This window comes from Xanthomonas hyacinthi (assembly GCF_009769165.1).
Classification (GTDB): Bacteria; Pseudomonadota; Gammaproteobacteria; order Xanthomonadales; family Xanthomonadaceae; genus Xanthomonas_A; species Xanthomonas_A hyacinthi.
This window is the reverse complement of sequence record NZ_CP043476.1, coordinates 2,438,716-2,464,520: the sequence shown is the minus strand read 5'-3', so window position 1 is coordinate 2,464,520 and position 25,805 is coordinate 2,438,716. Positions and strand designations below refer to the sequence as shown.

The following is a 25,805-nucleotide window of genomic DNA, read 5'->3' as shown; positions in this document are numbered from 1 at the left end:
ACTCCGATGGCCGTATCCTCCGCACACTGCCGTTTTGCCGGGATGTGCCAGATGCTTTCCTCCGCCCCTAGTTCTGCGTCCCCGCTGCGGCCTTTCGCGGCGCGCGTCCTGGTCGTCATGGTGCTGGGCGGCCTGGCCTTGCTGGCCTGGCAACTCTCCGAATTGCTGCTGATCGTGTTCGGCGCGGTGGTGGTGGGCGTGCTGCTGCACGGGCTGGCGTCGGCGCTGCGCAAGCGGCTGCCGGTCCCGGAATGGGCCGCGCTGGGTCTGGTGATCCTGTTTCTGGTGCTGGCGTTGTCGGCGATCGTATTGCTGTTCGGGACCGAAGTCGCCGCCCAGATCGACGCGTTCCGTACCACCCTGCCGGCGGCGTGGAACAAGTTCCATGCCTGGCTGCAGTCCGGCCCGCTCGGACCGCAGATCAAGAGCATCCCCGACCAGTTGCGCGACGGCGCCTCGACGCTGGCCACACATGCCGGCGCGATCGTGCTGTCGGCCGGCGGCGGGATCACCGATGCGGTGCTGATGCTCGTCGGCGGCGTCTATCTGGCCGCGCAGCCCAAGCTGTATCGGCGCGGGCTGCTGCGGCTGTTGCCGCGGGACCGGCGCGATGTCGCCGACGCGGCATTGACTGCCAGCGGCCAGGTGCTGCGCGCCTGGCTGGGCGGCCAGTTTCTGGCAATGCTGGTGATCGGCAGTCTGACCGGGCTGGGGCTGTGGCTGCTCGGCGTTCCGGTGGCGCTGGGCATCGGCCTGTTGACCGCGCTGCTGGACTTCATCCCGATCGTCGGCCCGATCGTGGCGGCGGTCCCGGCGGTGCTGCTGGGCTTCACCGTCAGTCCGCAGGTGGCGCTGGGCGCGCTACTGGTGTTCGTGGTCCTGCAGCAGATCGAGGGCCACGTGCTGCAACCGCTGATCCAGGCGCGCGCGGTGAACCTGCCGCCGGCCTTGCTGTTGTTCTCGCTGTTCGGCATCGGCCTGCTGTTCGGGCCGATCGGCGTGGTGTTGGCGGCGCCGCTGACCGTGGTGATCTACGTGCTGGTCAAACATTTGTACGTCCACCACGCCCTGGACGACGCCGACGAGGCTGTGCCAGCGGATTGATCCGCCCGATGAGCGCGCCCGCAAAGCAGCCCCGCCCCCTCCCACTTCGTCGGCTCCCGCGCAGGCGGCGTCGATCCACTTGTCCAGGAGCGCCGCAACATGCTCCATCACGTTTCTCCTGGCATCGCAGACATCGAACGTGCCGCGCTTTTCTACGACGGTGGTGCGGGCAACGGCGCCGCCGGCCTGCGTCCGGACTACGCTCCCAATTGCTAGGCGGCGTTGGTGGTGGATGGCGTTGGGGGTGGATCCGGATGGCCACCACATCGAAGCGGTCATCGATCGGACGCCGTGAGCCTCGCGCTGCGGCGCCGCAGCGGCCAAGAACGACGACGGCGACAGGGGACTTGGGGTTAGTCTAGTCCGCTCCGAGCCCCATTCGAATCGATGCCGATGCGTTCCCCCCAGCCACAGAGAATCGGTTTGATTTCCGACACCCACGGCCTGTTGCGGCCGCAGGCGCTGGCGGCGCTGCGCGATTGCGTGGCCATCGTGCATGCCGGCGACATCGGCAAGCCGGAGATCCTCGATGCGCTGCGCGCGCTCGCGCCGCTGCATGCGATCCGCGGCAACATCGATACCGCGCCCTGGGCGCAAGCGTTGCCCGACACCTTGGACGTCGACATCGCGGGCCTCCGCCTGCACGTGCTGCACGATCTGAAGGCGCTGGCGCGCGATGTCGCATCCGTGGACGTGGTGGTCAGCGGGCATTCGCACAAGCCGCTGCTGCAGACCCGCGACGGCGTGCTGTACGTCAATCCCGGCAGCGCCGGACCGCGCCGTTTCAGCCTGCCGATCGGGGTGGGCTATCTGCATCTGCAGGCAGGCGGCATCCGCGGCGAGCTGCACGCGCTGACCTGAAGCGGTGCTGCGGAATCCGGAAAACGACGCGCGAGCTAACGCGGCGCCGGCGGCCGGCTTGCGCGTTTGCCGACCTTGGCTGGTTTGGGGGCGGGCAATGCCTGCGCCGTCGCGCGCAGCAGGCGCTGCAACAGGCTCCGGTCCTCCAGCCCCTCGTCGATCAGGTAGTGCGGCTTGCCGCCCGGATACGGCGCCTGTTCGACCACGTCGTCGAGCAGTGCGCGCCCGGCGGCGGTCGGCTTGACGAAGACCTGGTTATCGCAGACGAACGCCACCACCTTGCCGTCCAGGTACAGCGCGTATTCGCCGAACATCTTCTTGCAGGTCAGCGCGGCGCCGAGCGCCGCCTGTTCCAGGACGTAATCCACGTAGCTGGCATCGGAGGCCATGTCGTCGCTCTGCGCTTGGGTCGATGCCGGATTCTGCATTGCGGCCGGCAAAGCGCAAGCGTCGGCGACGCCGCATATCTGACAGCACCCTTCGCCACGCCGCCGGTACGCCCATGTCCGGGCGTCGAAACCCGTAGCCGCAACGGCCGCCGGCAGGCGACCCTGGAACGCGCCGCCGCTGCATTGCCCCCTGGCCGCACCGACACATGCGCCCCTGCAATCTCCATCTGTTCAATCCAATATGTTATAAAATAACAAAATCCCCCCCCCAACAACGTTCCCGGAGCACTCATGCGGCGTCTCGTCCTGGCTTCCAGTCTCGCCCTCGCGGTCTCCGCCTGCTCGCAGCAGGCCGCCGCTCCCGCCGCCAAGGACGCGCCGTCCGCGCAGACGTCGGCTCCACCGGCCGCGCCGCCGGCGCTGATCCCGCGCGACGTGCTGTTCGGCAACCCGGAGCGCAGCGGCGTACAGCTCAGCCCGGACGGCAAGACCCTGAGCTGGCTGGCGCCGGTGGACGGCGTGCTGAACGTCTGGGTCGCGCCCGCCGATGCGCCCGACAAGGCACGCGCGGTCACCCACGACAGCGGCCGCGGCATCCGCTCCTATTTCTGGTCGTTCCTGCCCAACACCTTGCTGTACATGCGCGACAGCGGCGGCGACGAGGATTTCCACCTGTTCGCGCTCGATCTCGCCGCGGGCGGCAACGGCCGCGACCTCAGCGACTTCCCCAAGACCCGCGCGCGGGTGGTGGCGGCCAGCCGCAAGCATCCGGAATCGATCCTGGTCGGCATGAACGATCGCGATGCGCAGTGGCACGATCTGTACCGGGTCGATCTGGCCGGCGGCAAGCGCACGCTGCTGCGGAAGAACACCCAGCAGATCGGCGACTACCTGGCCGACGACGACTACCAGGTGCGGCTGGCGACGCGCTCGCGCGAGGACGGCGGCGAAGACCTGCTGCAGCCCGACGGCAAGGGCGGCTGGCAGAAGCGCGAAGAGATCCCGTTCGAGGATTCGCTGACCACCGCGCCGTCCGGCTTCACCGCCGACGGCAAGACGCTGTACTTCGTCGATTCGCGCCAGCGCGACACCTCGGCGCTGTACGCGGTGGACGTGGCCAGCGGCACGCGCAAGCTGCTGTTCGAGGATGCGCGCGCGGACGTGGGCGGCACCCTGACCGATCCGCGCAGCGGCGTGGTGCAGGCGGTGGAGTCGAACTACCTGCGCCCGGAATGGAAGGTGCTGGACCCGGGCATCGCCGCGGACATGAAACAGCTGCAGGCGATCGGCCCGGGCGAGATCTCGGTGCCGAGCCGTACCCAGGACGACCGCATCTGGATCGTCGCCTACTCGGCCGCCGATGCGCCGGCGACGTTCTACCGCTACGACCGCGTGCCGTCCGGCGCAGGCAAGCTGACCAAGCTGTTCGCCGCGCGCCCGGCGCTGGAGGGGCAGCCGCTGGTCCCGCAGTGGCCGCAGGAGATCCGCTCGCGCGACGGCCTGACCCTGGTCAGCTACCTCACCCTGCCGCGCGAGGCCGATGCCAACGGCGACGGCAAGGCCGACACGCCGGTGCCGCTGGTGCTGTTCGTGCACGGCGGGCCGTGGGCGCGCGACGACTACGGCTACAGCGGCTACAACCAGTGGCTGGCCAACCGCGGTTACGCAGTGCTGCAGGTCAACTACCGCGGCTCCACCGGCTTCGGCAAGCGCTTCACCAACGCCGGCGATGGCGAGTGGGCAGCCAAGATGCACGACGACCTGCTCGATGCGGTGCAGTGGGCGGTGCAGCAGGGCATCACCACCAAGGACCAGGTCGCGATCATGGGCGGCAGCTACGGCGGCTACGCCACGCTGGTCGGGCTCAGCTTCACCCCGGAGACCTTCAAGTGCGGCGTGGACATCGTCGGCCCGTCCAACTTGAACACCTTGCTCAGCACCATCCCGCCGTACTGGAAATCCGGTTTCGAGCAGATGGCGCGGCGCATCGGCGATCCGCGCACCGAGGCCGGCAAGAAGCTGCTGGACGAACGCTCGCCGCTGAGTCGCGCCGAGCGCATCGCCAGGCCGCTGCTGATCGGCCAGGGCGCCAACGATCCGCGGGTCAAGCAGGCCGAGGCCGACCAGATCGTCAACGCGCTGAAGGCCAAGCAGATCCCGGTCACCTATGTGCTGTTCCCCGACGAGGGCCACGGCTTCGCCCGGCCGGAGAACAGCAAGGCCTTCAACGCGGTCAGCGAAGCGTTCCTGGGCAAATGCCTGGGCGGACGCACGCAGCCGTTCGAGCAGGACCTGGTCGGTTCCAGCCTCAGCGTGCCGGACGGCGCGGCGCAGGTACCGGGCCTGGAGGACGCGCTGAAGTCGCATACGCAGAGCGTGCGCAAGTAGGTCCTCGCCGCCGCCGATGCGTGGCTCCCGGCGTGCACGCATCGGCGGCGGCGCGGTAGCGCCAGGGCGGACCTTGCGCATCGCGCCGCGTCCTGCGATCGCCGCCGCGGTGCGCGATGGCGCTGCGCGCCTACCAGTCCGTCGGCGCGTAGTCCTTCAGGAACTGGCCCCACACGTGCTCACCGGTGTTGCAGCCGTGGATGATCGGGTCGACGATGCGCGCGGCGCCGTCGACGATGTCCAGCGGCGGGTGGAAGCGCTCTTCCTGCACCTTGCGCGCGGCGATCTCGGCCGGATCCTCGTCGGTGACCCAGCCGGTGTCCACGCTGTTCATATGGATGCCGTCGTTCTGGTAATCGGCGGCTGAGGTGCGGGTCATCATGTTCAACGCGGCCTTGGCCATGTTGGTGTGCGGATGCCGGGTGGTCTTGAAGTTGCGGTAGAACTGCCCTTCCATCGCCGACACGTTGACGATGTGCTTGTCGCGCTCGGGCGTGCGCAGCATCAGCGGCTTGAGCCGCGCGTTGATGATGAACGGGGCGATGGCGTTGACCAGCTGCGTCTCCAGCAATTCCACCGACGGCACTTCGGCCATCAGCAGGCGCCACGAGTTGCGTCCGCGCAGATCCACCTGCTGCAGGTCCTGGTCCAGACGCCCTTCGGGAAACAAATGCTGCTGGCCGAGCAGTTCGTCGGCCAGCAACGGCACCTGCGACAGTTCGGCGGCGCGGGTCAGCCCGTCGGCGCCGCTGATGCCGTGGCCCTGGCCCGCCGGCAGCGTGGTCGCCGATGCCGCCGGCAGCAGTTCCGGGCTGCGCAGGCCTTCGTAGTGGCCGACCAGGCGGCGCACGTGCTCGGGCAGTTCGTGCAGCGCGGCGGTTTCGCCGGCCATCATGTGCGCATAGAACTGCGGCGGCCGGCGCACGGTCTGGCAAGCGTTGTTGACGATGAAGTCCAGCCGCGCGCGCGTGGCCAGCAACTGGCTGCAGAACGCTTCGACGCTGGGCGTGTGGCGCAGGTCCAGGCCGAACACCTGCAGGCGCTGGCCCCACTCGGCGAAATCCGGTTCCTGCGCGTAACGCGCGGCCGAATCGCGTGGGAAGCGCGTGGTCACGATCAGCTCGGCGCCGGCGCGCAACAGCTTCAGTCCAGCCTGGTAACCGATCTTGACCCGGCCGCCGGTCAGCAGCGCCACGCGTCCGCGCAGATCGGCGGTTTCGGTACGCTTGAAGTAATTGAGCTCGGCGCAGGCCGGGCACATCTGGTCGTAGAAATGGTGCAGCTGGGTGAACTTCTGCTTGCACACATAGCAGTGGCGCAACTCGGGCGAGTGCGGCACTGCGGGCTCTTCGGCCGCAGCGTTGCTGGCGTCGTGCAGACCGGCGGCATGCGGCGGGAAGTAGTTCGGCGTGCTGAACACCGGCTTGCGCCGCAGCGCGCGGATGCCGGTCTGCTCGAGCAACGCCTCGGCCTTGCGCACCTTCTCCTGGTGGCGTTCGCGCGCCTGCTGCTTGAGCAGCTGCCGGCGCGCCTTGGGCTCGGGGTGGTAGACCTTGGCCACCACCTGGTGCAGGCGCACGCGGTCGGCCTCGGGCAGCGCATCGAGCACGCTGCGGTCGGCGTCGATGGCTTCGAGCAGGTCCAGGGCGACGCGCAGGCGCTCGGTCAGGGGCAGGTCGGCGGCGGGAGAATCGGCGGTGGCGTTCAAGAGTGGATCCGTGATGAGCGGCGGGCGGGCCGTGGCGAACGAGCGGCAGGGCTGCCGTCGGGAACAGCGATCGGGGCGCCGCGCTGCGCCCGCCGCCACTGGCGCGCGGGCTCCGGCAGGCCGGGATGGGCGATGGTACTGGCCGATGACGCCAAGCCGAGCGGCCATTTTCGCCGATCCGGGGCAGCCGGCGCCATGCCGCGGCAGCGCCGCCCCGCAGGACGTGTGCGCCCGATGGCGGGGGCGTTGCGGCAGGGACAGAATCCGCGCGGCATCGCAGGCGGATTCATGCCCCGCCCGCGGCCCCCAAGCCAGCGCCAGATACCACCTGCTGGCGATGGTCAACGCTTGCGGCGCGGACCTGCGCCGGCATACCGTGCCGATACGGCGCCTGTGCCGCTCTCGGTATCCCCGCATCCATGCCACCACGGCCTGCTGGCGACTGCCGCCGGCATCGGAGTGCTGCCGCTGTCAGGTGCGCCGTGGGTGGCGCTGATGTTCTGCGTGGCGCTGGCGTTGGCCTGGTTGCCGGCGATGGCGGCATGCGAGCTTCAACCTGGCGATGACCGTGTACATCTTCGCTGCGCTGTGGCCACCGGGCTGCGCGAGGACGTATCGCAGCGCAATCGGCGCGGCCGCGCAGCTCAGCGCAGCGGCGCCTGCGCGAACTCGCCGCGCTGCAGCTTGGCCACGTCGTTGCCCTGCGCGTCCTTGACCTGCAAATCGGCGCCCTTGGCGGCGAGGTCTTTGAGCACTTCGGTGCGCTGGAACAGCGCCGCATACATCGCCGCGGTCTGTCCGGCGTTGTTGCGCTGGTCGGGCGCGCAATCGGCCTGCATCAGCCGCTTGGCGATCGCCAGTTCGCCCTTGAAGATCGCGCCCATCAGCGCGGTGTTGCCGCGTTTGTCCTGCGCGCACGGATCGGCGCCTGCGCGCAGCAATTGCTCCACCGCCGGCTGCTGGCCGTGGTAGGCGGCCAGGATCAGCGCGGTATAGCCCTTGTCGTCGCGGGTGTCGAGGTCGTAGTGCGCATGGATGAACTCGGCCAGCATGTCCTGGCGGCCTTCGCGCGCGGCATCGAAGAAATAGTCGCGCAGCTGCGCCTGGACCTTGGCCGGATCGGCCGGGACGGCCGCGGGCGCAGCGGCGACGGCCGAGGCGGCGATCAGGCTCAGCGCGAAAAGAAGCAAACGACGCATGTTCGGTCTCCGGAAAGGAATGCGCAGCGCGGCGGAGGCAGACGCCGCCGCGCTGCGCGGTGAACGATCAATCCTGCAACTGCGCGGCCAGCTGCTTGACCCGCGCCAGGTCGCCCTTGGCGACGCGGGCGACGCCGCTGCCGTAGGCCGGATCGGCCTTGTACAGGAACGACAGCATGATGTGCTTGCTGGCGTCGTCGGTGCCGGCCAGCGATTCGCCGAAGCTCTGGATCAGGTCCTGCTGCTCCTTCTTGCTGTAGCTGCGGAACAGCGCGCCGGCCTGCTTGAAGTTCTGTTCGCGGGCGATCTTCGCCTGCTGGGTAGTGCCCGACAGCGGCAGCGGGCTGTAGCGCGCGTTCGGATCCTGCGGACGCGGATTGAGCCGGCTCGGCTCGTAGTTGACGCCGCTGGCGGTGGCGCCGGAGTTCATCGCCCCGTCCTGGTTGCCGTTGTTCACCGCCACCCGCGGCCGGTTCACCGGCAGGCTCAGGCCGTTGGTGCCGACGCGGTACAGCTGGGTATCGGCATAGGAGAAGATGCGCCCCTGCAGCAGGCGGTCTTCCGACGGCTCGATGCCCGGCACCAGGTTGGCCGGCGCCATCGCCACCTGTTCGGTTTCCTGGAAGAAGTTGTCCACGTTCTTGTTCAGCACCAGCTGCCCGATCTTGCGCTCGGGCACGTCCGGCCAGATCTTGGTCGCATCCAGCGGATCGAAGTCGAACGTGGCCAGGTCTTCCGGCTTGAGCACCTGGATGTACAGGTCCCACTTCGGATAGTCGCCCTGCTTGATCGCGCCGACCAGGTCGTTGGTCAGGTGGCTGTAGTCCTTGCCCTGCACCTGCGCCACCTGCGTCGGATCCAGGTTCTTCAGGCCTTGCAGCGACTTCCAATGGAACTTGACGTAGTGCACTTCGCCCTGCGCGTTGACCAGCTTGTAGGCGTGCACGCCGTTGCCGTCCATGAAGCGGTAGCCGGCCGGCGTGCCTTCGTTGGAGTACAGCAAGGTCAGCGTGCGCGTGGCTTCGGGCACGTGCGAGAAGAAGTCGAAGCGGCGCGCATCGTCGTCCAGGTTGGTGCGCGGATCCGGCTTGAACGCATGCACCATGTCCGGGAACTTGATCGCATCGCGGATGAAGAAGGTGGGGAAGTTGTTGCCGACCAGGTCCCAGTTGCCTTCGCTGGTATAGAACTTGGTGGCGAAGCCGTGCGGATCGCGCAGCGTCTCCGGCGAGTGGTTGCCGTGCACCACCGAGGAGAAGCGCACGAACACCGGGGTCTTCGCGCCGACGGTGAACACCTTGGCCTTGGTCAGCTCGGAGATGTCGGCACTGGCGGTGAATTCGCCGTGCACGCCGGTGCCGCGCGCATGCACCACGCGCTCGGGAATGCGCTCGCGGTCGAAGCGCTGCAGCTTCTGGATCAGCTGCACGTCCTGCAGCAGGGTCGGGCCGGTGGCGCCGGCGGTCTGCGAATTCTGGTTGTCGCCGACCGGCGCACCGTTGTCGCGGGTGAGCGTGGACTGCGCGAACCCGGCGGGGACGATCAGGGTCTGCGACAGCAGGGCGAGCACCAACAGTGTTCCAGGGCGCATGGCGTCAGCTCGTGTTGAGGGAGCTGAAGCATGGCGGTGGCGCTGCAGGCTGAGAATTCGTTAGTTGCTATGACTGCGATAGGCAACGCGGATGCGGCGCATGCGGATGCGACGGCGGTCGCCGACGGCCTGCGCGATGCACGGCATTTCCCCGGTATCTGCGCGTGCGCAGATCCGTCGCACCGTTGCAACCGACCTGAAAATGTAGACAGCGCATGCATGCGAAAACACCGTCGCCGCTGCCGGCATCCGTGCCGCGTCGGCACCGCGATCGTGATCGTCTCTGCATAATCTGCCTTGCGCGTCGGCGATCGCGCATCGGTACTGCAAGTTCAGACGCCGGCCATCTGCGATGGTCGAGGATGGCGGCGCTGCAATCGCACGCCCCCATTTCCTCCAGAGATAAATTCCATGCCTGGGTCTTCGTCCACTCGCACCGGTCGCCTCACTCTCGCATCGGCAATGCTGGCCGCCGCCGCAGCGCTGTCCGCCAACGCCATGGCGGCCGCGGCTGCACCCTACGATGCCGGCGTGGCGCTGCCCTCGCTCGATGCCGCCGGTCTTCGCCTGCATGTCTATGCCAATCGCGCCGCGCTGGAGACGGCTGACGCGCATATCAGCAATGCGGTCATCGCCATCGGGCAGCATCCTCAGTCCGCGTTGTATCCGCGCATCGCCGCGGCCGCGGCGGATGCGCAACTGGCCGACGCCACGTTGATCGTTGCCATCGACTACCAGCCGCACGCCGCGGCCGCGCGCCATCTGGCGAACTGGGGCCAGGCCGACTGGGCGGCCGGCGCCGTCTCCACCGATCGCGCGGCGACCAGCGCATTCGCGGTGGTGGACGAACTGCTGGCCGTGGTCGCCGACCCGAAGCGCTATCCGCACCTGCGCCAGATCACCCTCACCGGTTTCGGCCGCGGCGCGGAATTGGTGCTGCGCCACGCCACCGCTTCGGCGGCGCCGGAAGCGCTGGCGCGCCTCAATCCGCCGCTGCAGTTGAATTGGGTGGTCGCCAGCCCCGATCGCTATACCTACCTGGACAGCAGCCGCTGGGATGCGAAACGCCATGCCTTCACCGATCGCAGCGCGGGCATCGCCAATGGCAGCGAGGCCTGCCGCACACTGGACGACTATCCCTACGGCTACCGCGGCGCAGTGCCGGGCTATGTCGCCAGCGGGCTGAACGCGGCCGATCGGCACGACATCGCGGGACGCTTCCTGCAACGCAGCGTGATCTACCTGGTCGGCGCCAACGATTCCAGCGTCGGCGATCGCGGCTGCGAAGCGAGCTTGCAAGGCAGCGACGCGAACGCGCGCTCGCGGATCTTCTTCGACTACAGCCGCGACCTGGCGGTGCGCCACAACGGCGGCAAGGCCCCGGACACGAGCAGTCAGTCTCGTTGCATGGTGCCCGCGGTCGCGCACCAACCCAGTCTGTACGACACGGCTGTGGGCCGCTACGCGCTGTTCTTCCCGCTCGGCAACACCAGCGTCGGGACGGTGCCGGACAGTTGCGACTATTGAGCGCGGCGCGCGTGCCGCGCCCTAGCCGATCACCCGCTTGAACGGCGGCAGCGCATCGATGATGCGTTTGCCGTAGCGCTTGGTCAGCAGGCGCGAGTCGAGGATGATGACCCGACCGTGGTCGCTGGAACTGCGGATCAGGCGCCCGGCGAACTGGGTCAGCATGCGCAGCGCGTGCGGCACCGCAATCAGGTTGAAGGCGTTGAGGCCGCGGCTTTCGAACCACTCGCCAAGCGTTGCGGTCTGCGGATCGGTCGGCACTGCGAACGGCACCTGGGTGATGACCACGGTGGTGCAGGCTTCGCCAGGCAGGTCCAGGCCTTCGCCGAAGGAATTCAGGCCGAACAGCACCGAACCTTCGCCGGCGCCGATGCGGCGCATGTGCTCGCCGATCATCTGCGACTTGGAGCCCTCGCCCTGCACCAGCACGCGGTTGCGCTGCGCGATCGGCAACAGGTCGGCCACCTTGAGCATCTTCCAGCGCGAGGTGAACAGCACGATCGAGCCCTTGCCCCAGTCCAGTTCCTTGACCAGGTAGCGCGCGACCTCGCGCGGATGGCCTTCGCGGTCGTCCGGCGCCACCGGGAATGTCGGCACGATCAGTTCGGCCTGGTTGGGCAGGTCGAACGGCGAGGACAGCGACACCATCTCCGCATGCGCGGGCAGGCCGTTGTCGATCGCCAGCGCCTGGAAATCGCCGCCGCCGGTCAGCGTGGCCGAGGTCAGCACCGCCGAGTCCACTTCGCTCCACAGCAGCGCGCGCAGCACCTGCGCGGCCGACACCGGCGAGCAGTGGCAGATCAGATCGGCATCGCGCGAGGCGGTGATCCAGCGCGCCATCGGCGCCTGCCCGTCCTGGTCCTCGCGGCGCCAGCCCAGCCACAGCGCGTACTGCTGTTCGACCATCTCCAGGGCCATGCCCAGGCTGCGCTGCAGGCGTTCCTTGGCCGCGTCCTCCTGCTTGGACTTTGCAACCAGCTGGTGCGCGGCCTGCACCCAGTTGAGCAGCGCGGCGGTGTCCTGCGCCTGCGCGTCGATGAAGGGTTTCCAATCCTCGGGCAGACGCCCGTTGGGCGCGCGCCACATCGGTTCCTCCTGGCCCGGGTCCGGCACCCAGGCGCGCTCGATCTCGGCGCGGAAGGTTTTCAGTCCCTTGCTGACCTGGGTCGCCAGTTCGATCGCCTCGTTCGGCAACTGGTTGCCGATGGTGTCCTTGTCGGCCAGCCGGTAGGCGGCGCCGACCAGCGCCTGCAGCCGCCCGGTGCGCCGCGCCATGTCGTCCAGCGCCAGGTTGGCGGCGCCCTGGTCGATGGCGACGCCGGCGATGTGGTGGCCCTCGTCGAGCACCAGCAGCATGTCCGCGGGCGCTGCGATCAGCGGCTGGCCGTTGTCGCTGTCGCCCAACGCCAGCGCCGACAGCAGCAGCGCATGGTTGGTGACCACGATCTGCGCATCGCGCACGTCGCTGCGCGCCTTCAGCACCGGGCATTGCACCGCGAACGAGCAGCGGCGCCCGGCGCAGCCGGCGGCGTTGGTGGTGATGCGCGCGCGCAACGACGCCGGGATCGGCTCCGGCGCGGTGTCCAAATCACCGTTCCAGCTCTTGTCGGCGTAGGCCTTGGCCAGCGCGCGCGCCTGCTCGGCCTCGGCCGGGCTCAGCGGGCGGTCGTACAACGGCGCCTCGTCCTCGAACATGCTGTCCTGCGCGGCTTCGCCATGCAGCTCGGCGACGTTGCGCGCGCACAGGTAGCGGGTACGGCCCTTGGCCAGCGCCACCGTCGCCTCGATGCCGGTGGCCTTGAGGAAGGCGGGAATGTCGCGTTCCACCAATTGCGACTGCAGCGCCACGGTGCCGGTGCTGATCACCAGCTTCTTCTTGCTGGCCAGCGCGATCGGCACCCCGGCGGTGAGATAGCCCAGGCTCTTGCCGACCCCGGTCGGCGCCTCGGCCACGCCGACGCCGCCGCTGGTGCCCAGCGCGCGCGAGACCACGCCGATCATCTGGCTCTGCGCGCGGCGCACCATGAAGCCGGGCGTGTTGGCCTGCAGCTTGGTGTAGGCCTCGCGGATGCCGGCCTTCAGCTCGTCGGTCAACTGCCGCGTGGGTGCTGCCTTTTCCATGCCGCCTGTCTGCTCGTGCCGGGTCTCGGCCGGCTATTTTCCCAGGTCTGGCCGCCGCGTGCCGGGAAAGGTGAACGGCCCGGCCGCGGAGGCCGCACACGGCCGCTCAGCGCGGCAAGGCCAGGCGCAGCGCCAGCACCACCAGCAGCATCGCCAGCGCATGCAACAGGGTGAACAGCGCCTGCAGGATGCCGAACCAGACCGCGTAGCTGGAGAAGCTCCCGCCCTGCGCGATGACCCACATCGGCAGCAGCGAGGTCACCGTGCCGCACAGCCCGCCGAGCAGCAGCAGGCTCAATCCCCACAGGCCCAGCGTGCGGGCGCGGCCGGGGCGGCGCGTGGCCAGCAGCACCAGGCCGGTGCCGAGCACGATCAGGATCGGCAACTGGAAGCCCACCGTGGTCAACAGCTGCATCGCGAATCCATCGTCCATGGGAATCTCCGTCGGGCTATCAAAAGAAGCGCCTGGGCACTGAACTCAGTCGGCGCTGACCAGCACCGCGTCGCGCGCGCGCAGCGCGGCGTACACCGGATCGGTGTCCGGGCGCACGCCGTGCCAGCGCTCGAAGCTCTCGGCCGCCTGTTCGACCAGCATGCCCAGGCCATCCACGGTATCGCGGCAGTGCGCCGCACGCGCCCAGGCCAGGAACGGGATCGCGACCTCGCCGTAGTTCAGGTCCACCGCCAGGGTCATGCTGTTGACCAGCGACAGCGGCAGCGCGACGCCCGCGCTGGCGTCGCGGCCGGCGGCGGTGGCGTTGACGATCAGCTCGAAGTCGCCCTGCTCGCGCAGGTCCTCCCAGTAGCGGGAGATGGCGCGCGCCGGATCGCCGAGCGCATCGACCAGCGCATCGGCGCGCTCGGGCGAACGGTTGACGATCAGCAGCTGCTGCACGCCGGCCTCCAGCAGCGCCGGGGCCACCCCGCGCGCGGCGCCGCCGGCACCGAGCAGCAGCGCGCGGCGGCCGCGCAGATCCAGGCCGTTGCGCCCGGTCAGGTCGCGCACCAGGCCGGCGCCGTCGGTGTTGTCGCCGTGCCACTGCCCGTCGCGGAAGCTGAGCGTATTGACCGCCCCGGCGCGCTGCGCGCGCGCGCTGTGGATCGCGCTGAGCGCGTACGCGGCTTCCTTCAACGGCAGGGTCACGTTGGCGCCCACGCCGCCGGCGGCGGCAAAGGCCGCCAGCGCCGCCGCGAAGCCGTCCGGCAAGGCGTCGATCGCGGCGTACTGCAGGGCGATGCCGGTCTGCTTGGCGAAGTCGGCATGGATGCGCGGCGACAGCGAATGGGTGACGGGATGGCCGAACACGGCATAGCGGGATGTGGGCATGGAACGCTCGTTGGTTGTTTTAGACTGGCCGCGACATCCGAAGGAATCCGACATGCGGACCCCCGCCCTGCCGCTCGCGCTGGCGGCGAGTTTACTCTGCGCGCCGTCGGCGTTCGCGCTTTCCGAGTTCGGCATCGAGGGCATGGGCGTGGTCTCGACCAAGGCCGACGAGACCCGCGCCAGCGTTTCCGCGGACGGGCAGCGCATCGTCTGGGCCAGCCCCGACCGCGCCGGCGGGCCAGGCGGCGACGACCTGTGGCAGGCCACCCTGCGCGACGGCCGCTGGGCCGACGCGCAGCCGTTGCCGGCGCCGCTGAACTCGCCAAGCGCCGACACCGATCCGATCTTCAGCGCCGATGGGCACTGGCTGGCCTTCGCCTCCGACCGGCCCGGCGGCCACGGCGGCAGCGACCTGTACCGCGCGCCAGTGCTGGCCGACGGTCGCTACGGCCCGCCGCAGCACCTGGGCGCGGCGGTGAATTCGCGCGGCGACGAGCGTGCGCCGACGCTGTCGCTGGACGGCACCCGGCTGCTGTTCGCCAGCGACGGCCACGGCGGCGCCGGCGGCCTGGACCTGTTCGTGGCACGGCTGCAAGGCCAGGCCTTCGGCCAGCCGCAGGCGCTGGACGGCATCAACAGCGCCGACGACGAAACCGATGCGGCCTGGCTGGGCGATGGCCGCGCGCTGCTGTTCGCGCGGTCGCGCAAGGCGCAAGGCACGCAGCTGTTGCTGGCGCAGTGTGGCGGCGGACGCTACGTACAAGCGCAGCCGCTGGCGCTGTCGTTCAACAGCGCCGATGGCGACACCCGCGGCGCGGTGCTGGACGTGTCCAAGCCGACCGAACTGCTGGTCGTCGGCAGCGCGCGCGCACCGAAGGCCGGCCAGCGCGACGTGTACCGGATGAAGGCGCCGGCGGCCAGCGGCAGCGGCGATTGCGCGGGTGTGCCCTGACGGCAAAGGATTCGCTGCCGAAAAATGCGATTGCCGAGGACCGGTTGCCACATGTCCGTATCCAAGCGCTGTCGGAACAGTCGCTGCAATGACCGCTGATGCCGTTGGTCGCGGCTGAAGCCGCTCCCACAAAGAGCAAAGCGCGCCCGCTGCTTCTGTAGTAGCGGCTTCAGCGCGACAGACGAAGCGGTGGACCACGCAGAGGGCGTCGGGACTGAAGTCCCTCCCACAGTGCACCCAGCCGGCACATCGCCAATCCCCAGCCAATCCCCTGTGGGACTCTGGGTGGCCTCGGGCCATCAGTCGCGACAAGCGCAGCGGTGGAAACAACGCTACCGGATGCGGTCCGGGCAAAGATCTCCACCCGAATCGTTCCAAGCGTGCCAGACCTCAATACACATCGCGCCGATAACGTCCATCCGCACTGAGCGCCTCCAGCGCCTCTTCGCCGAGGATCTCGCGCAAAGCCGCATCCACGCCGCGGGCCATGCTGTCCAGGCTGCCGCAGACGTGCAGCGCGGCGCCACGCGCAAGCCAGCCGCGCAGCTCGTCGCCCGCATCGCGCAGGCGATCCTGCACGTAGACCTTGCCTGGCTGGTCGCGCGAGAACGCCAGGTCCAGGCGCTGCAGGTGGCCGCTGTCCTGCCAGGCGCGCAGCTCCGTACCGAACAGCGCGTCGTGCGCGGCATTGCGTTCGCCGAACAGCAGCCAGTGGCCATGCACGCCGGCCTGCGCGGCTTCGCGCAGCAGGCTGCGCAGGCCGGCGATGCCGGTGCCGTTGCCGATCAGCAGCAAGGGCGCATCGCCATGGCGGCGAAACCCGGGGTTGGCGCGCACCCGCGCCTGCACCGCGGTCTGCGGTGGCGCATGCAGGCACAGCCAGCCCGAGCCCAGGCCGGCACTGCCATCGTCGCGCCGGGTCAGGCGCACCACCAGTTGCAGCAGGCCGTCGGCCGGCACCGAGGCGATCGAATATTCGCGCAGCGGCAGCGGCGGTAGCGCGTCCAGCCAGGCCTGCAACTCCTGCCGGGGCACGGACGGCGGCGACAATGCGCGATCGGCCAGCGCCGCCTGCAGCGGCAGCGCCACCCCGCCCGCGCGCACCGGTGTATCGGCCGCCAGCCCATGTGCGGCGAGCCAGGCAAGCACCGCGTCAGGCGCGTGGCAGGGCTGCACTTCGAGGATGTCGCCCGCCTGCCACTGCGCCTGGGGCGGCGGCGGCAGGTCGATGCGCCATACCGGCGCGCCGGCACTGCCGGGATTGAGCAGCGCGCGGCCGGCCAGGCGCCACTCCAGCGACGGCGGCGCCTGCAGTTCCGGCGCCGCGGCAGTCACCCCGGTGACCGCCGACAACTGCCGCTGCCACTGCGCCAGCGCCTGCGGATCGGCGTTGTCCACTTCCACCGCCGGAAACAACGCCTGCGCGCCCTGCGCGGCCAGCCACTGCTCCAGCCGCCGCGAGAACCCGCAGAAGCGCGCGTACTGGCGATCGCCCAGCGCCAGCAGCGCATAGCCCAGGTCGGGCAGTGCCTGCGCCTGGCGCAGCACCTTCTTCTCGAAGGCGCGCGCCGGGTCGGGCGCCTCGCCGTCGCCGAAGGTGCTGACCACGAACAGCGCACGCCGCGCGCCGCGCAGCTGCGCGGCGTCCAGCTGCGCCAGCGACTGCACCTGCACCGGCATGCCGGCCGCCTGCAGCTGGCCGGCGGCCTGCCAGGCCAGGCGTTCGGCGAAGCCGCTCTGGCTGGCGAAGCTCACCAGCCACGGCTCGGTGGCGGCGGCCGGCGCGGGCGACTCCAGGCCGCGCCGCGCGCCGCGCAGCGCGCGCTTCTTGCGCCGCCGGTCCAGGTACAAGAGCCAGCCGGTGACGAAGAACAGCGACATGCACAGGCTCGCCAGCATCACCACCACGCGCCCGGCCAGGCCGAAGAAGCTGCCGGTGTGCAGGGCGAACACGCTGCTCAGCAGCTGCCGGCCCAGCGGCTGCTGCCGATAGCCCAGGCGGCGCAGGATGCGGCCGCTGCGTGGATCGATCTCCAGGCCGTCGAAGGCGCGGCTGTGTACCCGATCGACTGCCAGATAGCGCGCGGTCAGCGGCTGCCCGGCGCGGCCGGGCAGGCGCAGCTCCAGGTAGGCGCGGCGCACGCCCGGCAGCGCATCGAGCGTGGCCTGCAGGCGCGCGTAGTCCAGCGCCGGCGGCTTGCCGCCGCGGCCGCCGCCCGCGTTGTCCGCGCGCTCGCCGCCGAGCACCGCCACCAGCCCTTGCCGGTACCAGTCGTAGGACCAGTACAGCCCGGTCAACGCGATCGGCAGGTAGATCGCCAGGCACCAGGTGCCGATCACCGAATGCAGGCTCCACAGGAAACTGCGGCCCTGCCGCTTCCATTCCACCACCCACCACGCGCGCCAGCTCCACCACTGCCGCGGCCAGCGCAGGTACAGCCCGGACAGGCAGAAGAAGATCAACGCGATCGCGCAGGCGCCGGTGACCGCCTTGCCGCGTTCGCCAGCGGCCAGGCGCCGATGCAGGTCCTCGACGAAGGCGAAGAAGCCGGTCAGCCGCGGCTCCGGCAGCGTGTGTCCGGTATAGGGATCGAAGTACAGGCGGCCGCCGTCGCGGCCGGCCAGGCGCACGTTGGACGGACGCGTGCCGGTGGGATCGATCAGCAGGCGCGTGGCGCGATGCGTGCCGCCCAGGTCCAGCCGCCGCGCCAGCTCGGCCAGCGGCAGCGGCGACTCGCCGGCCGCATGGCGCACGGCCACCGTGGCCAGCGGCGGGTTGGCCCAGCGCACGATCTCGTCTTCGAACGCCAGCGTGGCCCCGCTCAGGCCCATCACCGCCAGCACCAGCCCGGCGCTGATGCCGAACAGCCAGTGCAGCTGGAACAACAGCTTCTTGGTCACGGCGCAGGACAGGTTCGGGAGGCGGCCGCGCATTGTAAATGAGAACGCTTATCGGATCCGTCTCGGGCCGCCGAAGGTCGTCTACGCATAAGCGCGACCGGCACCACATTTGCCATGCGCACCACATCCAGCCGTCACCACCGCGACATCGCGTCTCGCCAGTTTCTTCACTCCCCTTTGGCTAGCGAGATATGCGATGTCCTTCTCCCTGCGCGGTTGTCTGCTTCTGCTTGGTTTGTTCACGGCCCAAACGGCGATGGCCGCCACCAGTTGCGCCACGCTGTACGCAGGCGGCAAGCCGCCGAGCGTGGATGCCTCGCTGAGCGCGCGCACCACCGAGGTCTGCCACACCGAATACGCGATCCTGGCCTCGGGCGTGAGCAAGGGTCCGCTGTATTCGGCCGAGCACCTGACCGACCAGCAGGTCGCCGGCGCCGAGGCGATCGGCCGGGTCGGCTCGTTCCACGAGGAAACCGCCATTCCCGCCGCCGACCGCTCCAAGAGCTCGGACTACACCAACACCGGGTTCGATCGCGGCCACATGACCCCGGCCGGCGACGCCTCGACCGAAAGCTCGGAGAAGGAGACGTTCTCGATGGCCAACGTGGTCCCGCAGGACCACAAGCTCAACACCGGCGAGTGGGCGCGCATCGAGGAGCAGGTGCGGCAGCTGGCCAAGCAGCGCGGCGAGATCTACGTGGTGACCGGCCCGGCCTTCGACAGCAGCGCGACCACCATCGGCACCGACAAGGTGGAAGTGCCGGAGTACGTGTGGAAGGCGGTGTACGAGCCGGGCGTGGGCGCGGCGGCGTACCTGTGCGTGAACGACGACAGCATCACCTGCGATGTGGTGTCGATCGACGACGTGGTCACCATGGCCAGCGTCGACCCGTTCCCGTCGATCGCCGCGGCGATGAAGTCCACGCCGATCGCGTTGACGTTGCCGTAAAGCCGGGATTCGGGATTCGGGATTCGGGATTCGGCCGCGTCCCCGGCCTGCCGACAGCGAGAGGGACGCAGTATGGCCTCGAGCTGCCAGTCGCGACGCAGGCAGCAGCAGACCCATCGCCAGCGGAAACCGTCGGGCCTGAAGACCCTCCTACAAAAGGCGCCGCGCCGCCGCGCGCATCTGCGGCTCAGCGCGGCTCGCGCAGCCAGCGCGCCACCTGCGGCGCGAAGTAGGTCAGCACGCCATCGGCGCCGGCGCGCTTGAACGCCATCAGTGATTCCAGCACGCACTTGCGCTCGTCCAGCCAGCCGTTGGCGGCGGCGGCCTTGAGCATCGCGTACTCGCCGCTGACCTGGTAGGCGAAGGTCGGCACGCGGAATTCGTCCTTCACCCGCCGCACCACGTCCAGGTACGGCATGCCGGGCTTGACCATCACCATGTCGGCGCCTTCCTCCAGGTCCAGCGCGATCTCGCGCAAGGCCTCGTCGCCGTTGGCCGGGTCCATCTGGTAGGTGCTCTTGTCGGCCTTGCCGAGGTTGCCGGCGCTGCCGACCGCGTCGCGGAACGGGCCGTAGAACGCGGAAGCGTACTTGGCCGAGTAGGCCATGATGCGCACGTGCAGATGCGCGTCGGCATCCAGCGCGCGGCGGATCGCGCCGATGCGCCCGTCCATCATGTCCGAGGGCGAGACGATGTCCACGCCGGCGCGCGCATGCGACAGCGACTGCTTGACCAGCGCCTCGACGGTGATGTCGTTGAGCACGTAGCCGTGCGCGTCGACGATGCCGTCCTGGCCGTGGGTGGTGTATGGGTCCAGCGCCACGTCGGTCATCACCCCCAGCTCGGGGAAACGCGTCTTCAGCGCGCGCACCGCGCGCTGCGCCAGGCCGTCCTCGTTCCAGGCTTCGGCCGCATCCAGGCTCTTGCCGGACGGGTCGATCACCGGGAACAGGTCGATCGCCGGGATGCCCAGTTCCAGCGCGGTCTCGGCCTCCTTCAGCAATTCGTCGATCGACAGCCGCGCCACGCCCGGCATCGAGGCGATCGGCGCGCGGCCGGGCAGCTCGTGCACGAACACCGGCCAGATCAGGTCGTCGGCGGTCAGGGTGTGCTCGCGCATCAGCCGGCGCGAGAAATCGTCGCGGCGCATGCGCCGGGGGCGGTAATGGGGATGGGCCACGTGCAGGCTCCTGACGGAAACGGATCGGGCGCCGCGCAGGCGACCGCGGCGCGCGCCGCAAGGCACCGCAGACCGCGCCGCGCGCGCCGGCGTGAACGGGGACGGCCGCCACGCGGCGACCGTCAGCCGCGAATCTTACGCCTGCAGGCCATGCCTGGGCGCAGCCCGCTGCAACACAGCATGCCGCAGCAGCGCGGCCGCGCTTAGATCACCCCGCCGCCCAGGCTCAGCCGGATCACCCCGACCACGATCGCCAGGCCGTTGAGGATCAGCCCGGTCTTGGCGCGGCCGCGGTTCGGCGCCGCGGTGAACAGCAGGCCGATCGCGGCGATGATCGCGCCGACCGCGGCGAACGGGATCACGAACCAGTTGCCCCAGCCCAGCAGCGGGATGAAGGCCAGGATCATCCACAGCAGCGCCACGATGCCCCACAACAGACTGATCAAGCCCATGCCGCCGCCCTTCGCTGGATGCCAATGCGCACCATAGCGCACGCCTCTGCCGGCGCAAGCCAACTCTTGGCACGGGACTCCCCGCGGGCATGCCACGGTGGTGGGCGATGACGGGTACGTCGCGGTTCACCGATCGCGCCTATCATCGCGTCGTGAACCGCTTCCCGGGGGTGATGCCATGAACGTCCGACCGCTGTTGCCGCTGGCGCTGCTGCTCGCGCTGGCCGGCTGCGCCAGTTCCTCCAGGGTGATGGTCGGCGCGCCGCGTGCGCCGATCGACCCGGCCCTGGTCCAGGTCTACTCGACCGCGCCGCTCGGCGCGGTCGATATCGCGCAACTCGAATCGTCCAGCGCGGCCGGCTTCGGCACCCAGGGCCAGACCGATGCGGCGATGGCGCGGCTCAAGCGCGAGGCGGCCAAGCTCGGCGCCAACGGCGTGGTGCTGATGGGCGTGGCCTCGCAGCGCTCGGGCGGCGGCGTGTCGGTCGGCGCCGGCAGCTACGGCGGCCACGTCGGCGGCGGCCTGGGCATCGGCATCCCGACCACGCAGAAGCGCGCCGCAGGCATGGCGATCTGGGTGCCGCCGGGGGCGCAGGCACCGGCAGCGCCCCCGCCCCCGCCCCCGCCCCCGCAGCCGTTGCCATCGCGGGAACGCTGAGCGTCTGGGAGCCGGTTTCGCCGTATTGCCCCCATCCCACCCCGGCGACGACAAATCACGGCGTGGGATGGACGCAGACAGCCATCGCCGCGCTCGCCCAATACGACGTGGAAGGACGCAAAGCCACCCGAACTGGTCCCCTTCAAACACTGAGTCGCCCCGGCCTGCGGGGGGCGTGCACGCGGGGCGCACACCCTCGGCCAGGCGGTGCATCGCCCCAAGCGCCGGATCTCAGGGCTGGAGGCTGCCGCGGCTGTCGGCCATGAACTGGGTCTCCACCGCAGCCGCCAGCTGATCCGGCGGCAGCAGGCCCTGGTCGAGCAGGAAGTTGTTGAACTTCAGCCGGTCGAACTTCGCGCCCAGCGCCAGTTCGGTGCGCATGCGCAGTTCCATGAGGCGGCTGTAACCGTAGAAGTAGCTGCCAGCCTGGCCGGGCGCACGCATCATGTAGCGGTCCAGTTCCTGCCGCGCCATCGCCGGCGACAGGCCGACGTCGTTCTCCAGCACCAGGCGCGCGCGTTCGCGGTCGGTCAGGCCCAGGTTGAGCATCGGGTCGAGCATGGCGCGCGCGGCGCGCAGCAGGCGGAACTGCAGCGCGATCAGCTGCCCGTCCAGCGGCTCGTACGGCACCAGCTCGGCCTCGGCATACAGCGCCCAGCCCTCGACGTTGACCGAGTTGAACGCGAACATGCTGCGCGCCAGCGACACGCCGCGCTCGACCATCGCGGTGAACTGCAGTTCGTGGCCGGGCCGGCCCTCGTGCGCGCTCAGCGTCCATGCCGCCGCGCCGAAGTTGAAGTCGTCGTAGTGCTCGCCCTTGCCGGCGGTATCCGGATTGCCCAGCGGCAGCACGAAGGTGCCCTGCTCGCCGGTGTTGCCGACCAGCGGCGCCGGACGAAAATGCGGCGCCGGCTGCGCCGCACTCTCTGCCGCCGAACCCAGCCGCATCTGCATCGGCCGCTGCGGCACGTCGACGATGCGCTGCTGGCGGATGATCGGATCGATCTGTGCGATGACGCCGCGGTAATGGGTTTCCAGCTGGTCGTTGGCGATGGTGTCGCGCTTGAGCGCGCGGATCACCGCACGGTAGTCGCCGGGGTCGTCGACCTTCAGGCCCTTGGCCTTGGCCACCAGCGGCGCCAGCTGCTGCATCGCCGCGCGGGTTTCCATGAATTCCAGTTGCGCGCGCTGCATCAGCAGCTGCGGCGCGATGTCGATGCCGACCTGCTTGAGCTGGAAGGTATACAGCTCCGGCGGCAGGCGCGCGTCCGCGCGCGCCTTCGGCAGCACCACCTTGCGCGTCCACGCGGCGTACTCCTTGAACTGCTTGTCCATCGCCGCCAGCGCCGGATCGGCGCCGTCGATCCTGTAGGTCGCGAACAATTCGCGGATGCCCTTGGCATAGGTGTCCACATTGCTCAAGGCCTGCTCGACCTCGCGCCGGGTCGGCGGCAGCAGCGCGCCGTCGGCCAGCTTTTCCTCGTAGCGCTGGCGGGCCAGCACGAGCGAGGAGGCGCTGCCGGGCAGCAGGCCGACATAGCGCTGCAGCCGGTCCAGCGCCCTGGCCCGGCGCGCCGCCGGCACCTGTTCGGACAGCAGGTTGTTGAGTCCGCCGAACACCATCTGCGGCGCATCGCGCCACGGCAGCAGCAGGCGCTCGTTCAAGGCGCTGCCTTCGATCGCCTGGTCGGCGGCGTGGATCATGATCGCCAGGTCCTGGCGCACGTTGGGGTCGCGCTCGACCGCCAGCTTCTCCTGCAGCGCGCGCCGGGCCTTGGCAGTTGCGTCGCGATAGCGGCGGCCGTTGTCCGCGCCGAGATCGGCGACCTGGTCGTCGAAGCCGGGCACGCCGAAGAAGCTCACCTCCTCCGGCTGGAACGGCGCCTGCGCCTGCAACAGGAGCTGCGCGAAGTCGTTGCTGCGCGTCACCCAGGCCGGGCCGGCGGCCGCCGTCACCGCCGCCGGCGCGGCCTGCGCCGCGGCGGACAGCGGCGCGACGAGCGCCAGGGCGATGGCGAAGACGAGTGGCTTCATCGGTGGATCTCCAGCGGGACGATGCGGCGACCGTACGCGGCGCGCGCAGTGCCGGCAACCTGCCGTAGGTCATGCCGGCGGCGCTGTCAGGCAGGGGCGCACCGGGCAGCGGCGGCGGGGTGGACATGCAGAACTCCTTTTCGGCGAAGGCGCTGCGGGCCTGCGCGATCAGGGCTTCAGGCAACGCGCCAGGAACGCTTCGGTGGTGCGGTAGCGGTGCAGCGCATTGCTGCCGGACAGGCCGTGCTTGGCGCCGGGATAGGTCATCAGCTCGAACAGCTTGCCGCGTTTTTGCAGCTCGCTCATCAGCGCGGTGGAATTGGCGAACAGCACGTTGTCGTCGGCCATGCCGTGGATCAGCAGCAGCGGCGAGTTCAAGCCGTCCAGATGCGCGGCCACGCGGCCGTCGCGGTAGCCGTCCGGATTGGCCGCGGGCAGGTTCATGTAGCGCTCGGTGTAGTGGCTGTCGTACAACGCCCAATCGGTCACCGGCGCGCCGGCCACGCCGCAGGCATAGGCCTCGCTGTGCCTGGCCAGCAGCATCAGGGTCATGTAGCCGCCGTTGGACCAGCCGGACACGCCGATGCGCGCGGCATCCACCCACGGCTGCGCCTTCAGCCAGGCGACGCCGCGCAGCTGGTCGTCCACTTCCACCGTGCCCTGGCGCTGGTACAACGCGCCGCCGAAGTCGCGGCCGCGGCGCGGCGTGCCGCGGTTGTCGATCGAGAACACGACATAGCCGTGCTGGGCCAGATACTGGTCGAACAGCGCGTCGCCGCGCGCCGGCCAGCCGTCGAGCACGGTCTGCGCGGCGGGGCCGCCGTAGACGTAGACCACCACCGGATAGCGCTTGGCCGGATCGAAGTCGGCCGGCTTGGTCAGCCGGTAGTGCAGCGGCGTCTTGCCGTCGGCCGCGGTCAGGCTGCCGAACTCCACTGGGCGCTGCGCGTCGCGGTACTTGGCATAGGGATGCTGCGGATCGGCCAGGTCGTTGACCAGCAGCGTGGCGATCTTGTCGCCGTTGGCGCGGAACAACTCGATCTGCGGCGGCGTGACGGTGTTGGACCAGCTGTCGACGTAGACGCTGGCGTTCTTGGCGAAGCTGGCCGCATGCGTGCCGTTGGGCTTGGACAGCTGCTCGATCGCGCCACCGGCCAGCGGCACCGCGTAGAGCTGGGTCTGGGTCGGCGACGCCTTGGTCGCGGCGAAGTAGACCTTGCCGGCGCCCTCGTCCACCGCCAGCAGTTCGTCCACGACCCAGTCGCCCTGGGTCAGCGGAACCAGCTTGCGCCCGTCTTCCGAGGCCAGGTACAGGTGCTCGTAGCCGCTGCGCTCCGACCCCCAGACGAAGCGCCCATCCTTGAGGAAATGCAGGTCGTGGGTGAGCGGCACCCAGGTCGTGCTGGTCTCGGTGACCAGCACGCGCTGCTTGCCGCTGGCCAGGGTCGCCTCGATCAACTCGAGCCGCTTCTGGTCGCGCGACTGGCGCTGGAAGGTCAACCGCTGCGCATCGCGCCAGTCCACCCGCGCCAGGTAGATGTCCGCATTCCTGCCCAGGTCGATCCACTGCGGCTGCGCGTCGGCGCGCGGCGCGATCGTGCCCAGCTGGATCTTGACGTTGGGCTGCCCGGCCTGCGGATAGCGCTGCGCGATCACCTCGGTGTGGTCGGCATACACCTCCGGGCGCTTTTGCACCGGCACGGCGGATTCGTCGATGCGCGCGAAGGCGATCGCCGAGTCGTCCGGCGCCCACCAGTAGCCGGTGTGGCGGTCCATCTCCTCGTCGGCGACGAACTCGGCCACGCCGTTGCCGATGGTGTCGCTGCCGTCGCGGGTCAGCTGATACTGCTGGCCGCTGGCCAGGTCGATCACCCACAGGTTGCGCGCACGCACGAAGCTGACGTAGCCGCCCTTCGGCGAGATCTTCGGATCGGTGGCGAAGCCCTCGCCATGGGTCAGCTTGCGTACCGCGGCGCTGCCGCTCTTGCGCAGGTCGTACAGATACAGCTCGCCGCCGAGCGGGAACAGCAGCGCCTGCGCATCCGGCGCCCACTGGTAATCGACGATGCCGGCATAGGCAGAAATGCGCTGGCGCTCGCGCCGCGCCTTTTCCTCGTCGCTCAGCGTCTCGGTGCCGGGCAGCACCAGCTTCGCGTCCACCAGCAGGCGGGTCTGGCCGCTGGCGATGTCGTATTCCCACAGGTCCAGCTGGTTGCGGTCGCTGTCCTTGCCGCGCAGGAAGGTCACCCGCGAGCCGTCGGGCGCGACCTTCGGCTGCATCAGGGTCGGCCCGGACAGCGGCTTGCTGCCGGTGATGGCGTCCAGGGTCAGTTTCTCGGCGTGCACGGGAACAATGGGAGTGGCGAGCATGAGGGCGAGAGCGGCGAACACAGAGCGCATGAAGGTTCCTGGCGAAGCACCGAGCGCAGGATGATGCGCGTGCGCCCGGGATTTGAGAAGCGCA

20 protein-coding genes are annotated in these 25,805 nt (G+C 69.7%); 8 read left to right on the top strand and 12 right to left on the bottom strand.

What is annotated here, in order from left to right:
* The first annotated feature begins 117 nt into the window (after window positions 1-117).
* Window positions 118-1,104 carry an AI-2E family transporter gene (locus tag FZ025_RS10935; protein ID WP_046979943.1) on the top strand — a complete coding sequence of 329 codons (987 nt, stop codon included), beginning with the start codon at window positions 118-120 and terminating at the stop codon, window positions 1,102-1,104.
* Window positions 1,105-1,497: 393 nt separating this feature from the next.
* Entirely contained in the window at window positions 1,498-1,965 is a 468-nt protein-coding gene (locus FZ025_RS10930) for a metallophosphoesterase family protein (protein ID WP_046979942.1), read from the top strand.
* 35 nt (window positions 1,966-2,000) lie between these two features.
* Here FZ025_RS10930 and FZ025_RS10925 read toward each other — a convergent pair whose 3' ends face one another.
* Window positions 2,001-2,354 (bottom strand): TfoX/Sxy family protein, encoded by a 354-nt coding sequence (locus FZ025_RS10925; protein WP_046979941.1) that lies wholly within the window; start codon window positions 2,352-2,354, stop codon window positions 2,001-2,003.
* Between the two features lie 291 nt (window positions 2,355-2,645).
* Here FZ025_RS10925 and FZ025_RS10920 point away from each other — a divergent pair, with 291 nt between their 5' ends.
* Entirely contained in the window at window positions 2,646-4,742 is a 2,097-nt protein-coding gene (locus FZ025_RS10920; RefSeq protein WP_046979931.1) for a S9 family peptidase, read from the top strand.
* A gap of 130 nt (window positions 4,743-4,872) precedes the next feature.
* Here the strand turns inward: FZ025_RS10920 and FZ025_RS10915 are convergent, their stop codons facing one another.
* The 3 genes from FZ025_RS10915 to katB form a co-directional block, all read right to left on the bottom strand.
* A complete protein-coding gene (locus FZ025_RS10915) occupies window positions 4,873-6,450 on the bottom strand; it encodes an SDR family NAD(P)-dependent oxidoreductase (RefSeq protein ID WP_046979930.1) in 1,578 nt (525 codons plus the stop codon).
* Window positions 6,451-7,094: 644 nt separating this feature from the next.
* Complete coding sequence (locus tag FZ025_RS10910) at window positions 7,095-7,649, bottom strand: ankyrin repeat domain-containing protein (protein ID WP_046978148.1); 555 nt, start codon at window positions 7,647-7,649, stop codon at window positions 7,095-7,097.
* 67 nt (window positions 7,650-7,716) lie between these two features.
* On the bottom strand, window positions 7,717-9,240 hold the full coding sequence (katB, locus tag FZ025_RS10905) for a catalase KatB (RefSeq protein WP_046978149.1): 1,524 nt from the start codon (window positions 9,238-9,240) through the stop codon (window positions 7,717-7,719).
* Window positions 9,241-9,270: 30 nt separating this feature from the next.
* On the opposite strand from katB, the gene FZ025_RS10900 reads away from it, so the two are divergent.
* Window positions 9,271-9,531, top strand: coding sequence for a hypothetical protein (locus tag FZ025_RS10900; RefSeq protein ID WP_146093538.1), 261 nt, complete (start codon window positions 9,271-9,273; stop codon window positions 9,529-9,531).
* A 120-nt stretch (window positions 9,532-9,651) separates the two neighbouring features.
* Window positions 9,652-10,767 (top strand): hypothetical protein, encoded by a 1,116-nt coding sequence (locus FZ025_RS10895; protein WP_208803766.1) that lies wholly within the window; start codon window positions 9,652-9,654, stop codon window positions 10,765-10,767.
* Between the two features lie 21 nt (window positions 10,768-10,788).
* Here the strand turns inward: FZ025_RS10895 and dinG are convergent, their stop codons facing one another.
* From dinG to aroE, 3 genes are all read right to left on the bottom strand, one after another.
* On the bottom strand, window positions 10,789-12,888 hold the full coding sequence (gene dinG, locus FZ025_RS10890; RefSeq protein WP_046978151.1) for an ATP-dependent DNA helicase DinG: 2,100 nt from the start codon (window positions 12,886-12,888) through the stop codon (window positions 10,789-10,791).
* A 106-nt stretch (window positions 12,889-12,994) separates the two neighbouring features.
* A complete protein-coding gene (locus FZ025_RS10885; RefSeq protein WP_046978152.1) occupies window positions 12,995-13,321 on the bottom strand; it encodes a hypothetical protein in 327 nt (108 codons plus the stop codon).
* A 45-nt stretch (window positions 13,322-13,366) separates the two neighbouring features.
* Window positions 13,367-14,215, bottom strand: coding sequence for a shikimate dehydrogenase (gene aroE, locus FZ025_RS10880; RefSeq protein WP_046978153.1), 849 nt, complete (start codon window positions 14,213-14,215; stop codon window positions 13,367-13,369).
* A 52-nt stretch (window positions 14,216-14,267) separates the two neighbouring features.
* Here aroE and FZ025_RS10875 point away from each other — a divergent pair, with 52 nt between their 5' ends.
* Entirely contained in the window at window positions 14,268-15,167 is a 900-nt protein-coding gene (locus FZ025_RS10875) for a TolB family protein (protein ID WP_046978154.1), read from the top strand.
* Window positions 15,168-15,557: 390 nt separating this feature from the next.
* On the opposite strand, the gene FZ025_RS10870 is transcribed toward FZ025_RS10875, so the two are convergent.
* Window positions 15,558-18,068, bottom strand: a complete 2,511-nt coding sequence (locus FZ025_RS10870) for a PepSY domain-containing protein (RefSeq protein WP_167523877.1) — start codon at window positions 18,066-18,068, stop codon at window positions 15,558-15,560.
* A 196-nt stretch (window positions 18,069-18,264) separates the two neighbouring features.
* Here FZ025_RS10870 and FZ025_RS10865 point away from each other — a divergent pair, with 196 nt between their 5' ends.
* Window positions 18,265-19,017 (top strand): DNA/RNA non-specific endonuclease, encoded by a 753-nt coding sequence (locus tag FZ025_RS10865; RefSeq protein ID WP_046978155.1) that lies wholly within the window; start codon window positions 18,265-18,267, stop codon window positions 19,015-19,017.
* Window positions 19,018-19,204: 187 nt separating this feature from the next.
* On the opposite strand, the gene hemB is transcribed toward FZ025_RS10865, so the two are convergent.
* Window positions 19,205-20,197: a porphobilinogen synthase gene (gene hemB, locus FZ025_RS10860; RefSeq protein WP_046978156.1), complete on the bottom strand. Its 993-nt coding sequence runs from the start codon at window positions 20,195-20,197 to the stop codon at window positions 19,205-19,207.
* Window positions 20,198-20,400: 203 nt separating this feature from the next.
* A complete protein-coding gene (locus tag FZ025_RS10855) occupies window positions 20,401-20,649 on the bottom strand; it encodes a hypothetical protein (protein WP_046978158.1) in 249 nt (82 codons plus the stop codon).
* 178 nt (window positions 20,650-20,827) lie between these two features.
* Here FZ025_RS10855 and FZ025_RS10850 point away from each other — a divergent pair, with 178 nt between their 5' ends.
* Entirely contained in the window at window positions 20,828-21,307 is a 480-nt protein-coding gene (locus tag FZ025_RS10850) for a hypothetical protein (RefSeq protein WP_104558455.1), read from the top strand.
* A gap of 231 nt (window positions 21,308-21,538) precedes the next feature.
* Here FZ025_RS10850 and FZ025_RS10845 read toward each other — a convergent pair whose 3' ends face one another.
* Complete coding sequence (locus FZ025_RS10845) at window positions 21,539-23,341, bottom strand: DUF885 domain-containing protein (protein WP_104558456.1); 1,803 nt, start codon at window positions 23,339-23,341, stop codon at window positions 21,539-21,541.
* Window positions 23,342-23,509: 168 nt separating this feature from the next.
* Window positions 23,510-25,741, bottom strand: a complete 2,232-nt coding sequence (locus FZ025_RS10840) for a S9 family peptidase (RefSeq protein ID WP_104558457.1) — start codon at window positions 25,739-25,741, stop codon at window positions 23,510-23,512.
* Between the last annotated feature and the right edge of the window lie 64 nt (window positions 25,742-25,805).

Coding starts and splice junctions, on each gene's coding strand:
- FZ025_RS10935 (WP_046979943.1), top strand. CDS start 118: ATGGTGCTGGGCGGCCTGGCCTTGCTGGCCTGGCAACTCTCCGAATTG.
- FZ025_RS10930 (WP_046979942.1), top strand. CDS start 1,498: ATGCGTTCCCCCCAGCCACAGAGAATCGGTTTGATTTCCGACACCCAC.
- FZ025_RS10925 (WP_046979941.1), bottom strand. CDS start 2,354: ATGGCCTCCGATGCCAGCTACGTGGATTACGTCCTGGAACAGGCGGCG.
- FZ025_RS10920 (WP_046979931.1), top strand. CDS start 2,646: ATGCGGCGTCTCGTCCTGGCTTCCAGTCTCGCCCTCGCGGTCTCCGCC.
- FZ025_RS10910 (WP_046978148.1), bottom strand. CDS start 7,649: ATGCGTCGTTTGCTTCTTTTCGCGCTGAGCCTGATCGCCGCCTCGGCC.
- katB (WP_046978149.1), bottom strand. CDS start 9,240: ATGCGCCCTGGAACACTGTTGGTGCTCGCCCTGCTGTCGCAGACCCTG.
- FZ025_RS10900 (WP_146093538.1), top strand. CDS start 9,271: ATGGCGGTGGCGCTGCAGGCTGAGAATTCGTTAGTTGCTATGACTGCG.
- FZ025_RS10895 (WP_208803766.1), top strand. CDS start 9,652: ATGCCTGGGTCTTCGTCCACTCGCACCGGTCGCCTCACTCTCGCATCG.
- dinG (WP_046978151.1), bottom strand. CDS start 12,888: ATGGAAAAGGCAGCACCCACGCGGCAGTTGACCGACGAGCTGAAGGCC.
- FZ025_RS10885 (WP_046978152.1), bottom strand. CDS start 13,321: ATGGACGATGGATTCGCGATGCAGCTGTTGACCACGGTGGGCTTCCAG.
- aroE (WP_046978153.1), bottom strand. CDS start 14,215: ATGCCCACATCCCGCTATGCCGTGTTCGGCCATCCCGTCACCCATTCG.
- FZ025_RS10875 (WP_046978154.1), top strand. CDS start 14,268: ATGCGGACCCCCGCCCTGCCGCTCGCGCTGGCGGCGAGTTTACTCTGC.
- FZ025_RS10865 (WP_046978155.1), top strand. CDS start 18,265: ATGTCCTTCTCCCTGCGCGGTTGTCTGCTTCTGCTTGGTTTGTTCACG.
- FZ025_RS10855 (WP_046978158.1), bottom strand. CDS start 20,649: ATGGGCTTGATCAGTCTGTTGTGGGGCATCGTGGCGCTGCTGTGGATG.
- FZ025_RS10850 (WP_104558455.1), top strand. CDS start 20,828: ATGAACGTCCGACCGCTGTTGCCGCTGGCGCTGCTGCTCGCGCTGGCC.
- FZ025_RS10845 (WP_104558456.1), bottom strand. CDS start 23,341: ATGAAGCCACTCGTCTTCGCCATCGCCCTGGCGCTCGTCGCGCCGCTG.
- FZ025_RS10840 (WP_104558457.1), bottom strand. CDS start 25,741: ATGCGCTCTGTGTTCGCCGCTCTCGCCCTCATGCTCGCCACTCCCATT.